Origin of the sequence: Catenulispora sp. MAP12-49, from assembly GCF_041262705.1 — a bacterium.
GTDB lineage: Bacteria > Actinomycetota > Actinomycetes > Streptomycetales > Catenulisporaceae > Catenulispora.
Genome location: NZ_JBGCCP010000032.1, coordinates 28700 through 40801 on the forward strand (window position 1 = coordinate 28700; position 12102 = coordinate 40801).

Consider the following 12102-nt stretch of genomic DNA (forward strand, 5'->3'; position numbering starts at 1 on the left):
CGCTCTCTTATAGGCGTCCGCTATAGCGCGGGCGAGCCCTTAGTGAGAGTGGCCGTGGCCGCCGTGCGAGTGGCCGTGGCCCTCGTCGTCCTTGGACTCCGGCTTCTCGACGACCAGGGTCTCGGTCGTGAGCAGCATCGAGGCGATGGAGGCGGCGTTGGCCAGCGCGGAGCGGGTGACCTTGACCGGGTCGATGACGCCGGCCGCGACCAGGTCGACGTACTCGCCGGTGGCGGCGTTCAGGCCGGAGCCGACGGGCAGGTTCGAGACCTTGTCGGTCACGACGTAGCCCTCGAGGCCCGCGTTCTCGGCGATCCAGCGCAGCGGCTCGACCGCGGCCTTGCGCACGACGCGCACGCCGGTCGCCTCGTCGCCGGTCAGGCCCAGGTCGCCGTCCAGCACCGACACGGCGTGCACCAGCGCGGAGCCGCCGCCGGAGACGATGCCCTCCTCGACCGCGGCGCGGGTCGCGGAGATGGCGTCCTCCAGACGGTGCTTCTTCTCCTTCAGCTCGACCTCGGTGGCCGCGCCGACGCGGATGACGCAGACGCCGCCGGCCAGCTTGGCCAGGCGCTCCTGCAGCTTCTCGCGGTCCCAGTCCGAGTCGGTGGTCTCGATCGCGGCCTTGATCTGCTTCACGCGGTCGCTCACGGCCGCCGTGTCGCCGGCACCGTCGACGACGGTGGTGTCGTCCTTGGTGACGGTCACGCGGCGGGCGGTGCCCAGCACCTCGACGCCGACCTGGTCCAGCTTCAGGCCGACCTCGGGCGCCACGACCTGCGCGCCGGTGAGGATCGCCAGGTCCTCCAGGATCGCCTTGCGGCGGTCGCCGAAGGCCGGGGCCTTGATCGCGACCGAGGTGAAGGTGCCGCGGATCTTGTTCACGACCAGCGTGGACAGCGCCTCGCCGTCGACGTCCTCGGCGATGATCAGCAGCGGCTTGCGGGACTGCGCGACCTTCTCCAGCAGCGGCAGCAGCTCGTTCAGGGAGCTGATCTTGCCCTGGTTGATCAGGATGTAGGGGTCCTCCAGGATCGCCTCCATGCGCTCCTGGTCGGTCACCATGTAGGGCGACAGGTAACCCTTGTCGAACTGCATGCCCTCGGTGAACTCGAGCTCCAGGCCCATGGTGTTCGACTCTTCGACGGTGATGACGCCGTCCTTGCCGACCTTGTCCATGGCCTCGGCGATCAGGTCGCCGATCGCCTTGTCCTGCGCGGAGATCGCGCCGACCTGGGCGATCGACTCCTTGCTCTCCACCTGCTTGGCGGTGGACAGCAGCTGCTCGGCCACGGCCGCCACGGCCTTGTCGATACCGCGCTTGAGCGCGATCGGCTGGGCGCCGGCCGCGACGTTGCGCAGGCCCTCGCGGACCATCGCCTGGGCCAGCACGGTGGCGGTGGTGGTGCCGTCGCCCGCGATGTCGTTGGTCTTGGTGGCGACTTCCTTCGCCAGCTGCGCGCCGAGGTTCTCGTACGGGTCCTCGAGCTCCACCTCGCGGGCGATGGTCACGCCGTCGTTGGTGATGGTCGGGGCGCCGAACTTCTTGTCGATGACGACGTTGCGGCCCTTGGGGCCGATGGTCACCTTGACCGCGTCGGCGAGCGCGTTGACGCCGCGCTCGAGCGCGCGGCGGGCGTCCTCGTCGAATTCGAGCATCTTCGCCATGAGCGAGTACGTTCCTTGTCTTTAAGAGAAAAATCCGCCCCGGCATGAAGGCCGGGACCCCGGCCGCCCGGGGCGGAAACGCAGCTTGAGAGTCTTACTTGTTGACGATCGCGAGCAGGTCGCGCGCCGACAGGACGAGGTACTCCTCGTTGTTGTACTTGACCTCGGTGCCGCCGTACTTGCTGTAGAGGACGATGTCGCCCTCCTTGACGTCGAGCTCGACGCGCTTGCCGTCCTCCCAGCGGCCCGGGCCCACGGCCAGGACGACGCCCTCCTGCGGCTTCTCCTTGGCGGTGTCCGGGATGACGAGGCCGGAGGCGGTGGTCTGCTCGGCGTCGAGCGGCTTGACGACGACGCGGTCCTCGAGCGGCTTGATGGCAACGGTAGCCACGATGTGTGACCTTTCGTTCGCGTGACGGATCGGCGATGGTGAACTGGTTGCGGAACCTGTCGTCGCGGGTGCCAGGGTCCGGCCGTATCGCGCTGGCACTCTCGGTGCGAGGGTGCCAAAGCGAGACTAGGCGCGCGTTTAGCACTCGGTCAAGTGGAGTGCCAGGGGGCGCGTCGGGGCGGCGCCGAGCACCGCCTCAGACGTAGTCCTCCAGGCGGGCGAAGGTGTAGCCCTGCTCCTGGACGATGCGGAAGAGGTTGGTCATCAGTTCGTGCATCTCCGGCCAGCCCTTGCCGTTGGCCTTGGGGCCGCGGAAGTGCGCCAGCAGGATGTCGCCGGGGCGGAGCTTCTTGTCGGCCGCCTGCCACTGGAAGCCCTGCTTCTGAAAGGTGGCCCGCCAGTAGCAGATGGCTTTGAGGCCGTTCTGCTTGCAGGCTTGCTGGGTGGCCTTGTTGGAGTTCCCGAAGGGCGCCCGGAAGAGGTAGGGGTGCGCGTCGTAGTTCTTGACGAGCTTCTGCTGCTGCCCGGTGACCTCCGCCAGTTGGCGCTGAGCGCTGAGGGTCGTCATGTCGGGGTGGTGGAGGGTGTGGTTCTGGATGGTGCAGTACCCGGTGTCGCGGAGCTGGGTGAAGTAGCTGTAGTCGTCCTGGATGAAGCAGTCGGCCAGGAACATCGTGATGGGTACGCGGAAGTCCTTGACCATCTGGAGGAAGGCAGGATCCTTCTCCGCCCCGTCGTCGATGGTGAGGAAGCAGATTTTCTGGTCCGTCGGGATGCGGCTGATCACCGGCGGGAGGTCCACGTTGGTGTTCACCGGCTTGGTCGCCGGGGGCGGCGGGGCCGGCGCGAAGGGCTTGAGGCCGTCGTAGCGGGAGGCCAGCAGGGCCGCGTCTGCGGTCTCGGGGCCCGGCAGGCCCGAGCTGTTGCTGGAGGAGCCGGTGGAGGGCTGCGAGGGGGCGCCCGGGGACCCGCTGCTGCTGCCGGTGGTGGCTGGCGCGCCGCCTCCGCTGTTCTGCTTCGCGCCTGACGCGGAGGAACTGTTCGAACCGCAGGCGGCGGCCAGGAGGGCGGGCGCGGCCACCGCCAGGCCTGCGGCGCTTCGCAGGAAGCGCCGACGGGAGGCGTTGGCGAACGCCCCGCCTGGGGACGGGGTCAGATCGTGGTCTTCGCAGCCGCAGCCTATGGGAAGGTCCTGGTCCTCGTACGTCACGCTCATGCCTCGGTTCAGTCCGGCGGGCCCCCGGAGCCCACCTCGTTTCACTACCGAGGAAGGACGTTTTCAGAACCTGAAGAGTTGCTTAAGAGAGCCAATCCAGGGACATTCACACGTCGAGGCGTTGGAAGACCCAGGCATGGGGAGGGCGGGCGATCAGCCGCTCCGGCGGGTCGGCCGCCAGGGTGGCGGGGGCCGCGCCGAGGTAGTCGATGACCACCACGACCCGTTCTCCGTCCTGCCCCACTGCGCTGTACGCGTTGTAGGAGGCGACCTCTTCGTCCTCCCATAGCGGGGGGACGATGATCGCGCGGACCCACTCCTCCACGGCCGGCGCTTTACCCGGCTCGCAGCGGACTTCCCACATCAGGGTCTGGTTCTTCGCGGTCTTGCCGCCGGGACCGGTCATCGGGCGATCACTTCCACTACTGGCTGGGAGGAGTCTGCGGGGAAGTCGAGCTCGGAAGGCGTGCGGCCGCGGCGGACCAGTTCGGAACCGAGCGCGGCGACCATGGCGCCGTTGTCGGTGCACAGCCCGGGGCGCGGGACGCGGACGCGGATGCCGGCCTTGGCGGCGCGTTCCTCGGCCAGGACGCGCAGGCGGGAGTTGGCGGCGACGCCGCCTCCGATGAGCAGGTGGTCCGCGCCCCGCTCCTTGCAGGCCAGGATGGCCTTGCGGGTGAGGACGTCCACGACCGCTTCCTGGAAGGAGGCGGCGACGTCGGCGATCGGGACCTTCTCCCCGGCGCGTTCGCGCTTCTCGACCCAGCGGGCGACCGAGGTCTTCAGCCCGGAGAAGGAGAAGTCCAGGGGCGCGTCGCGGGGACCGGTGAGGCCGCGGGGGAAGGCGATCGCGTCCGGGTCGCCGTCGCGGGCCGCCTTGTCGATCAGCGGGCCGCCGGGGAAGCCGAGGCCCAGGACGCGCGCCACCTTGTCGAAGGCCTCGCCGGCCGCGTCGTCGATGGTCTGGCCCAGGGGCTGGACGTCGCCGGTGACGTCGGGGACGAACAGGAGCGAGGAGTGGCCGCCGGAGACGAGCATGGCGACGCAGCCCTCGGGCAGGGGGCCGTGTTCGAGCTGGTCCACGCAGATGTGCGCGGCGAGGTGGTTGACGCCGTAGATGGGCTTGTCCAGCGCCAGCGCGTAGCCCTTGGCCGCGGCCGCGCCGACCAGCAGGGCGCCGGCCAGGCCCGGGCCGGCGGTGACGGCGATGGCGTCGATGTCGGCCAGGGTCACGCCGGCCTCGCTCAGCGCGCGCTGCACGGTGGGCACCATGGCCTCCAAGTGCGCCCGGCTGGCGACCTCGGGCACGACGCCGCCGAAGCGCGCGTGCTCGTCCACGCTGGAGGCCACCGCGTCGGCGAGCAGGGTGTTGCCCCGCACGATGCCGACGCCGGTCTCGTCGCAGGAGGTCTCGAAGCCGAGGACCAACGGTTCGTCGGTCGGGTTCTTCGATCGGTGCAGTGCCGTCACGCCAGTGCCTTCCTCATGATCAGCGCGTCGTGGTTGCCGGGCTGGTAGTAGCCGCGGCGGATGCCCACGGACTCGAAGCCGTGGCGGGTGTACAGGCGCTTCGCGGAGTCGTTGTCTGTGCGCACTTCCAGCCAGACGTCTACGCACTTCCTGCGCAGTGCCTCCTCCAGAAGCGCCTCCAGGAGGACCGTCCCGAGTCCCCGGCCCTGGTGCGCGCGGGCCACCGCGATGTTCTGGACCCAGCCCTCGACCGTGCCCTGTGCGGCGCCGGGTTGGGACATCAGGCCCGCGTAGCCGGCGATGTCCCCGTCGGCATCCGCGATGACGTAGTAGCGGGAGTGCGGGACGTCCGCGAGCTCGGACCAGAACATCTCCACGGACCAGGGGTCCTCGGGGAACAGGTCCTGCTCCATCCGCCGAACCGCCTCGATGTCCCACCAGCGGAACGGACGCAGCGTCGGCGCCATCGTGGACATAGTGCCGTCAGCCTGTGGAGACACGCTTGCGGGTGCCTGGTTCGACGGCGTCCGGGCGGCGCAGGTAGAGCGGCTCGGGGAAGAGCAGGGAGCCGGGATCGCTTTGCAGACGCTTGATAGTGAGTTCTGCCAGAGCCGCGGCAGAGGGGTGGCGGGGCTCGATCGCTGTGGGGAACGCGTCCGGGTAGAGGCGCGCGCCCTCCCCCGCGACCGGGAGTCCGGTGAGGCGTTCGGCGATGAGGGCGGGGTGCGCCACGTCCGGCTCTGTGGAGCGGGTCAGGTGGTCCGTGTACTGCGCCCAGTAGACCTCTTTGCGGCGCGCGTCGGTGGCGACGGCGAAGGGCTCCGTGCTGCCGGACTGATAAGCGACCACGTCGAGGGTGCAGACGCCGTGTACCGGGATGCCGAGGGCGTCGCCGAGGGCGCGCGCCGTGACCAATCCCACGCGCAGTCCGGTGAACGGGCCGGGCCCGACTCCGACGGAGATTCCGGTGAGCTCGCCCGGTTTGCGCCCAGCGGCGGTCAGGACCGCGGAGATGCCGGGGGCCAGCAGTTCTCCGGTACGCCGCGCGTCCACGGTGGTGGATTCGGCGAGGACGTCCGCGCCGTCGTGCAGGGCGACGGTGATGGCCGGGGTTGCGGTGTCGAACGCGAGCAGGAGCACCCGCACAGCCTATCTTTCTGGCACCATACGACCCATGACCAGCCAGCAGCAGAACGCCCCGCGCTCACCTGCGCGGGCGACGCGCGGCCGCGTGAACCCGATGGCCTCGGTCGTCTTGATCACGGCCGCGGCCCTGGTCGGGGTGGGCGTGCTGGCCATGCAGGCGAATGGTTCGGCGCCGGCGAAGCCCCCGGTGGCGGCCGCCGCCCAGCCGCAGGCGCCGGCCTCGACGAACTCGGCCGGCCAGACGGTGACCCCGGCTCCGGACCCGGCGCTGGCGCTGCCGGCTTCGAGCGGCACCGGCAAGCGCATGGTGTACAGCCTGTCCAAGGCGCGGATCTGGCTGGTCGGCGCCGATGAGAAGGTCCAGATGACGGCGCAGGTGGTGCCGGGCACGGTGACGCCGCCGGCGGGCACCTACGCGGTGTCGAAGCGGATCTCCAACAACCAGTCCGCCGACCGGGTCGCCGTGCAGTACGAGGTGCTGTGGGGCCCGAAGAGCGACACCACGAAGTTCGCCATGGAGGCGGTCGCCTCGCTGGGCGGCGACCAGCTGCCGCCGAAGCCGGAGGCGAAGACCGGCGGGGTGCGGCTGACGCAGAACGACGCACTGGCGGTGTGGCAGTTCGCGCAGCTGCAGACGCAGGTGGTCGTGGTGGCGTAGGGCAGACCTCGGTGGCGTAGGGCAGACCTCTAAGAGCTCTGCACGCTCCTCCGGTCAGCCGGCCGCGTCCTCGAGCGCGGCCAGGTCGCGGTCGGTCCACCGCTCCCCGATGCCGCGCATCACGACCCAGCGCACGTCGGAGTCGCCGGGCTCGTCGAGCTCCTCGGCGAACTCCCGCGAGATGACGATGTCGAGCCGGTCGTCGGTCAGGACCTCGGCCTTGCCCTCGCCCCACTCCACGACGGTCACCGACTGCTCGACCGAGGCGTCCAGGTCCAGGTCGTCGAGCTCGTCCAGGGAGCCGAGCCGGTAGGCGTCGACGTGCACCAGCGGGATCCCGCCGCCGGCGGCCGAGGGGTGCACGCGGGCGATGACGAACGTCGGCGAGGTGATCGGGCCGCGGACGCCCAGGCCCTCGCCGAGCCCCTGGGTGAAGGTCGTCTTGCCGGCCCCGAGGCCGCCGGTGAGCACCACGAGGTCGCCGCGGCGCAGCCGCGCGCCGAGGCGGCGGCCGAGGTCCTTCATCTCGCCCGCGGTCGCGACCGGGGTCTCCAGGACGGGTCCGGGCAGCCCGGGTCCGACTTGGTCAGGGATCACCGACATGGGTCCACCGTACCGGGCCGTGCGGATCTCAGGAGTCGCGCAGGTCGCGGTGCCACAGGGTGGCAACTCTTAGCGTTGCGGACATATACCGCTTTCAGCTCTGATTACCCATGTTCCGGACAGGGCATGATCGGCGCCGAGGACTCCCGCACCGGAGGTGAGCATGAGGGCCTCCGTCGGCATGGCGGCGGGGCTGCTGCTGGTGGGTTTGTCAGGGTATGTGTTCCTGGCGGTCACCGGGCACTCCTCGACGCCCTCCGAAGCCGCCGCACTGTCCTCGCTGTACTTCCTGGCCGGGCTGGTGACGCTCGGGGTGTTCGTCGGGCTGGAGCAGGAGACCAGCCGGGCGACGAGCCGGGCGATCGCGGAGCGGCGGCCGGTGGCGCCGGTGGCGCGGACGGCGCGGCTGCACGCGGCGTGTCTGTTCGCTGTGACGCTGGTGGCGCTCCTGGCGCTGTCTCCGGTACTGGTGTCCGGTCCGCTGCGGGGGCAGTGGGACCTGTTCGGCGCGCTCGTCCTCGCGACGGGGGTGGGATCGGCCTGTTATTGGGTGCGCGGGATCCTGGGCGGGCGGCAGGAATTCCACGGGTACGCGGCGACGCTCGCGACCGAGGGGCTGGGGCGGCTGGTGCCGTGCGTGGCGGTGTTCGTGCTCACCGCGCGGAGCGGGCCGGCGTGGGCGTACGCGCTGGCGTTCGCCGCGGCGCAGGGGTTCGCGACGCTGGCCGGACTGTGGTGGCTGCGCGAGGGGTTCGAGGACGGCGCGCGGGACCGGATGGACGTCGAGGTCTCCTCGTTCGAGACCGGGGAGCGTTCGGCGGCCGGCGGGCTGGCGCTGCTGGTGGCCGGCAGTCTGCTGACCCAGCTGGTGGCGAACCTGCCGCCGCTGGTCGCCAGTACGCGGCTGACGCACTCCGACGCGGTCGCGGCGGCGTTCGGGCAGGCGTTCGTGCTGGTGCGGATCCCGCTGCTGCTGATCTCGCCGATCCAGGCGATGCTGCTGCCCGACCTCACCCGTTCGGCGGCACGCGGGAACCACGCGGCACTGCGCGCCCGGGTGCGGGTGGCGCTGGGAGCGGTGGCGGCGCTGGGGGTGGCCGGCACGGCGGTACTCGCGCTGGCCGGACCGTGGTTGCTGCGGGTGTTCTTCGGGACGAAGGCGGTGCTGTCGCACGAGCTGCTGGCGGTCCTGGGGATCGGGACGGTCTTCCTGATGGCGGCGGCGATCCTGCAGCCGACGCTGGTGGCGATGGACCGGCACCGACTGGTGCCGATCGCCTGGGGCGCGGGGGCGGCGGTCCTGGCGGTCCTGGTGGAGCTGCCGGTGGATCCGCTGCACGCGGCCGCCGCCGGCGGGGTCGGGGGGCCGGTGACGGTGGTGCTGGTCATGGCGTGGGGGCTGGCGCACGCGCTGCGGACGGTGGAGGGGGCGCCCGAGGGGCCGACGGAGGGGGCGCCGGAGGGCGTGCCGGAGCCGGTGCGGGCCATGGGCGGCCGGTGGGGCGGCGGGGCGGCGCGGCACGTGCGCAAGGGCCGGGTTCGATGAAGACAGGGTTCGATGATCGATCCGGCCGTGACCGGCGGCGATCTCGGTCGTTCCCCCGGCAGCGGGGCCGAGCGGGCGCGGAAGAGTGGAGCGGGATGACCGGCGGGACAGGAATGGCGGGGCGGCGGGCGGCGGGGCGCTCGGCGGTGCGGCTTGCCCCGGTCCTGGCTGGCGAGGGCAGAGCAGGATGACCGGCGGGCCAGGAACAGCGGGGCGCTGGTCGGCGGTCCGCCCGACCCTGCGGCGTGCGGCGGTGCCGGTCGGCGAGGTCGTCGCCGCGTTGGCCGGTGCGGCGGTGATGCCGGTGCTGGCGCGCTTCATCGACGTGGATCCGCTGGCGCGGACTGGGCAGGTCAGTGCGTTGGCGGCGTTGCAGGTGCGGTTCACCGTGCTGGGGGTGGTGCTGTTGGCGGTGCTCATGGGTGCGCATCGGTGGCGTGGGGGGCGGCGGTATCGGGCGGTGAAGCATGTGGTGTGCGCCGCTTTGGCGGGGTTGGCGTCGGGGTTCCTGGCCGGGGGGATTGTGGTGGCGTTGAAGGGGACGCCGTGGCCGCTGTTCGGTTTGTCCGGGGATACCGGGCGGTTGGTGGAGTGGTCGGCGTCGATCGTGCATGGGCGCGGCAATCCGAATCCGACGTATCCGCCGCTGACGCTGCATGCGCTGGCGTGGTGGGCTCAGCTGTTCCATCACGGCGACACCGCTTCGGCGTTCCGGGACATGGAGATCGGGGGTGCCGCGGCCACCGGGCCGGCGGCTTATGTGGCGTGGCGCTTCGTGCTCAGTCCGGTGTGGGCTCTGGTGGTGGGGGTGGTGCCCGCCTACGCGATCATCGATCCCTACAAGCCGTACGGCGCCATTGTGATGATCGTGCTTTTGCCGGTGTTCGTGGTCTCGGTGCGGCACACCATGCGGGTAGGGGACATGGCGTGGCGCCGCGTGTTGGTCAGCGCGGTGCTGTTCGGGTTGCTGTACTCCGTCCTGTTCCTGATCTACCCGGGGTCCTCCTTGTGGAGCGCGCCGGGGTTGGTCGCCGCTGTGCTCCTGCTGTTCCCCTGGGCGAAGGAGCGGGTCTGGAAGCTGCTGGCGTTCGTCGGGGTGACCGTGGCGGTGTTCGGGGTGCTATGCGGCTGGTACGTCAAGGACCTCACAGGGTCCGGGAACGTGGACCGCGCTTATGGCTTCGACGCTTATACGGACCCGGCGTTCTTCTCCATGTGGCGGACCGACATGCCCGGGGATGTGGGGCAGTGGCCACCGCCGGGCGAGTTGGCCGGGGTGGGGCTGTTCAGCGTCTTGACGTTCGCCGGGCTCGGCGTGGCGCTGTGGCTGGGGTGGCGGCGGCCGTTGGCGGTGACGGTGGCGTGCGTGTTCGCCGGGACCTGGCTGTGGCGGATGGAGGTCGCCTCGCGGATGTGGGCGACCGGGACCGTGCAGCTGTGGCCGCGGACCGGAAACCAGCTGCTGTACTGCATCCTCGTGCTGGGCGCGGCGGCGACGGCCTTCGCCGCGTCGCGGCTGGGGGCCTGGCCGCCGCTTCCGTCACGGCTCGGGGCGCATGTCGGGGTGCTGGCGGCGGTGCTGCTGGTGCTGGGGAGCGCCGCGTCGTCGGTGTCCGACTACTGGATGCCCGCTAAGACGAACAGCTACAAGATCCTCGCCTATGTGGCGCAGACGATGCGCAAGCCCGACGGCAGCTGCCCGAAGTACGCGCCGGACCACGAGTGCTCGGCCACCGGGGACCAGTCCTGGATGAATAACTTCGCCGGGCCGCGGAACCACTGAGGGATCCGCCGAAGTAGCTGCTAAGGGAATCGCACTGCGGGAACGCTAAGCGAAACCCGCACTCAGGGAGCCGGTGGGGCCGGCGGCGGACGCCACAGCGCGTCCCGCCGACGGACCGCGACAGCGGCGACCAGCGCCGCGAGTCCGGCCGCGTAGACGATCCACCACAGGACCCACCCGCCGGGCGGGCTCCACTCGATCGGCGCGATCGCGTACTTCCGCCAGCCGCCGTGGGCGTACCGCGTCATCGACCAGTAGAAGGCGCCGAGGCCGGCCAGTCCCAGCACGACCGTGGCCACGACAGGGGCCCGCCGCTCCAGCGCGTTCGGCAGGTCGGCCCCGATCCGGCGGGCCATGAGCAGTCCGGCCAGCACCGGCAGGCCGAGCACCCAGGCCAGGATGTAGCGGCCCTGCCAGCCGATGCCGAAGCGCTTGGCCTCCAGGACCTGCGCGACCAGCGGGATCGCCACGGTGCCGATGATCAGGAGCGCGATCACCACCGCCTCCCGCCATCGGGCGACGCCGAAGGCGCACAGGACGAGCAGCCCGGCCACGGCGAACCAGGCGATCGTGGTGCCCGGCGGCAGCGCCACATCGAGCCAGCCGAGGGTGCCGACCACCTGGATGATGTAGGTCCCCGAGCTCCAGAACACCTCGTTGAACACCGTCCCGGCCTTCAGGTCCGGGAAGGACAGGCTCGAGGGCGTGAGGGTGTCGGCGTAGCGGTTCCACAGGAACGCCGCGACGCCTCCCAGCACCAGCACCGCCATCATGGCCTGCACCGCGCGGAACCGCGCCAGCCAGACCAGCTTGCGCGGGCCGGCGATGATCACCAGCGCGATCAGCACGGAGGCCACGAAGGCGATGCCCAGACTCCTGGTGTTCGCCAGCAGCGCGCCGCCGACGGCCAGCCCGATCGCGCGCCGCGTCACCTGGCCAGGTTTCGGGTCGTCGTCCAGCGCCAGGGACATGGCGGCGGTCCAGGCCAGGACGGCGGCGCTGGCCTCCATCCCGTTGGGGTTCACCGTGCCGCTCAGGAAGAGCGCCATCGGGGTACCGCACGCCACGACGCCGAGCACCGGCCAGCCGGGACGGCGCCAACCGGCGGCCAGGCCCACCGCCGCGGCGAGCAGTGCCGAGTTCAGTAGCGCCGAGGCCAGGCGCATTCCATATAGCGCTGAGACTCCCGGGAGGAACAAGCTGGGCAGTCCTACAGGGAAGTAGTACAGAGGGTTGTAGTTACCCGCGGAGGTCTCCACGATCGCGGTGGAGTTGTCGGTCCCGAACTTCTGTCCACAAGCCGCGGACAGCAGCTGGAAGCGGAAACAGCCCGACATCGCGTCGAGGGTCCCGTACTTGGCCGGCAACGGATAGCCGAGCCAGGTCTTCTCGAATCCGTTGGTGATCTCGTGGCGCGTGGTGGAGTTCACGAACTCGCCGCGCGCGGTCGCGACCGCCTTCACCATGTGCGACGGCTCGTCCGGCGAGGTGGACATCGGCGAGGCGAAGGCCCAGCCGGCGGAGACCATGAAGAAGCCGACCAGCGCCAGCAGCCAGGGACGGCCGAGGACAGAGGCGAGGCGCCGCCGCACCTTCGCTCCGCGGCGCTGAGGCGGCTCGG

General features: G+C 71.0%; 12 protein-coding genes. 3 read left to right on the plus strand and 9 right to left on the minus strand.

Annotated elements, in window-relative coordinates; genetic code table 11:
• Positions 1-39: 39 nt before the first annotated feature.
• From groL to tsaB, 7 genes are all read right to left on the minus strand, one after another.
• Positions 40-1668 (minus strand): chaperonin GroEL, encoded by a 1629-nt coding sequence (gene groL / locus ABIA35_RS38175; RefSeq protein WP_370361202.1) that lies wholly within the window; start codon positions 1666-1668, stop codon positions 40-42.
• A gap of 94 nt (positions 1669-1762) precedes the next feature.
• Complete coding sequence (gene groES / locus ABIA35_RS38180) at positions 1763-2059, minus strand: co-chaperone GroES (RefSeq protein ID WP_012785229.1); 297 nt, start codon at positions 2057-2059, stop codon at positions 1763-1765.
• A 196-nt stretch (positions 2060-2255) separates the two neighbouring features.
• Positions 2256-3275: a polysaccharide deacetylase family protein gene (locus ABIA35_RS38185; protein ID WP_370337441.1), complete on the minus strand. Its 1020-nt coding sequence runs from the start codon at positions 3273-3275 to the stop codon at positions 2256-2258.
• 106 nt (positions 3276-3381) lie between these two features.
• Positions 3382-3681 (minus strand): hypothetical protein, encoded by a 300-nt coding sequence (locus ABIA35_RS38190; RefSeq protein WP_370337439.1) that lies wholly within the window; start codon positions 3679-3681, stop codon positions 3382-3384.
• Positions 3678-4745 (minus strand): tRNA (adenosine(37)-N6)-threonylcarbamoyltransferase complex transferase subunit TsaD, encoded by a 1068-nt coding sequence (tsaD, locus tag ABIA35_RS38195; protein WP_370361203.1) that lies wholly within the window; start codon positions 4743-4745, stop codon positions 3678-3680. The genes ABIA35_RS38190 and tsaD overlap by 4 nt, the downstream gene beginning before the upstream one ends.
• Positions 4742-5212, minus strand: coding sequence for a ribosomal protein S18-alanine N-acetyltransferase (gene rimI / locus ABIA35_RS38200; RefSeq protein WP_370337435.1), 471 nt, complete (start codon positions 5210-5212; stop codon positions 4742-4744). The genes tsaD and rimI overlap by 4 nt, the downstream gene beginning before the upstream one ends.
• Before the next feature lie 16 nt (positions 5213-5228).
• The gene (gene tsaB, locus ABIA35_RS38205; RefSeq protein ID WP_370337433.1) at positions 5229-5885 is read right to left on the minus strand and encodes a tRNA (adenosine(37)-N6)-threonylcarbamoyltransferase complex dimerization subunit type 1 TsaB; all 657 of its coding nucleotides are present in this window, start codon (positions 5883-5885) and stop codon (positions 5229-5231) included.
• Between the two features lie 34 nt (positions 5886-5919).
• On the opposite strand from tsaB, the gene ABIA35_RS38210 reads away from it, so the two are divergent.
• On the plus strand, positions 5920-6549 hold the full coding sequence (locus ABIA35_RS38210) for a hypothetical protein (protein ID WP_370337431.1): 630 nt from the start codon (positions 5920-5922) through the stop codon (positions 6547-6549).
• A gap of 54 nt (positions 6550-6603) precedes the next feature.
• Here the strand turns inward: ABIA35_RS38210 and tsaE are convergent, their stop codons facing one another.
• Positions 6604-7152: a tRNA (adenosine(37)-N6)-threonylcarbamoyltransferase complex ATPase subunit type 1 TsaE gene (gene tsaE / locus ABIA35_RS38215; RefSeq protein ID WP_370337429.1), complete on the minus strand. Its 549-nt coding sequence runs from the start codon at positions 7150-7152 to the stop codon at positions 6604-6606.
• Between the two features lie 163 nt (positions 7153-7315).
• On the opposite strand from tsaE, the gene ABIA35_RS38220 reads away from it, so the two are divergent.
• Both ABIA35_RS38220 and ABIA35_RS38225 read left to right on the plus strand, forming a co-directional pair.
• On the plus strand, positions 7316-8698 hold the full coding sequence (locus ABIA35_RS38220; protein WP_370361204.1) for a lipopolysaccharide biosynthesis protein: 1383 nt from the start codon (positions 7316-7318) through the stop codon (positions 8696-8698).
• Positions 8699-8885: 187 nt separating this feature from the next.
• A complete protein-coding gene (locus ABIA35_RS38225) occupies positions 8886-10481 on the plus strand; it encodes a hypothetical protein (protein WP_370361205.1) in 1596 nt (531 codons plus the stop codon).
• 62 nt (positions 10482-10543) lie between these two features.
• Here the strand turns inward: ABIA35_RS38225 and ABIA35_RS38230 are convergent, their stop codons facing one another.
• Complete coding sequence (locus ABIA35_RS38230; protein WP_370337423.1) at positions 10544-12073, minus strand: DUF2142 domain-containing protein; 1530 nt, start codon at positions 12071-12073, stop codon at positions 10544-10546.
• Positions 12074-12102 lie beyond the last annotated feature (29 nt).

Coding starts and splice junctions, on each gene's coding strand:
- groL (WP_370361202.1), bottom strand. CDS start 1,668: ATGGCGAAGATGCTCGAATTCGACGAGGACGCCCGCCGCGCGCTCGAG.
- ABIA35_RS38185 (WP_370337441.1), bottom strand. CDS start 3,275: ATGAGCGTGACGTACGAGGACCAGGACCTTCCCATAGGCTGCGGCTGC.
- ABIA35_RS38190 (WP_370337439.1), bottom strand. CDS start 3,681: ATGACCGGTCCCGGCGGCAAGACCGCGAAGAACCAGACCCTGATGTGG.
- rimI (WP_370337435.1), bottom strand. CDS start 5,212: ATGGCGCCGACGCTGCGTCCGTTCCGCTGGTGGGACATCGAGGCGGTT.
- ABIA35_RS38210 (WP_370337431.1), top strand. CDS start 5,920: ATGACCAGCCAGCAGCAGAACGCCCCGCGCTCACCTGCGCGGGCGACG.
- tsaE (WP_370337429.1), bottom strand. CDS start 7,152: ATGTCGGTGATCCCTGACCAAGTCGGACCCGGGCTGCCCGGACCCGTC.
- ABIA35_RS38220 (WP_370361204.1), top strand. CDS start 7,316: ATGAGGGCCTCCGTCGGCATGGCGGCGGGGCTGCTGCTGGTGGGTTTG.
- ABIA35_RS38225 (WP_370361205.1), top strand. CDS start 8,886: ATGACCGGCGGGCCAGGAACAGCGGGGCGCTGGTCGGCGGTCCGCCCG.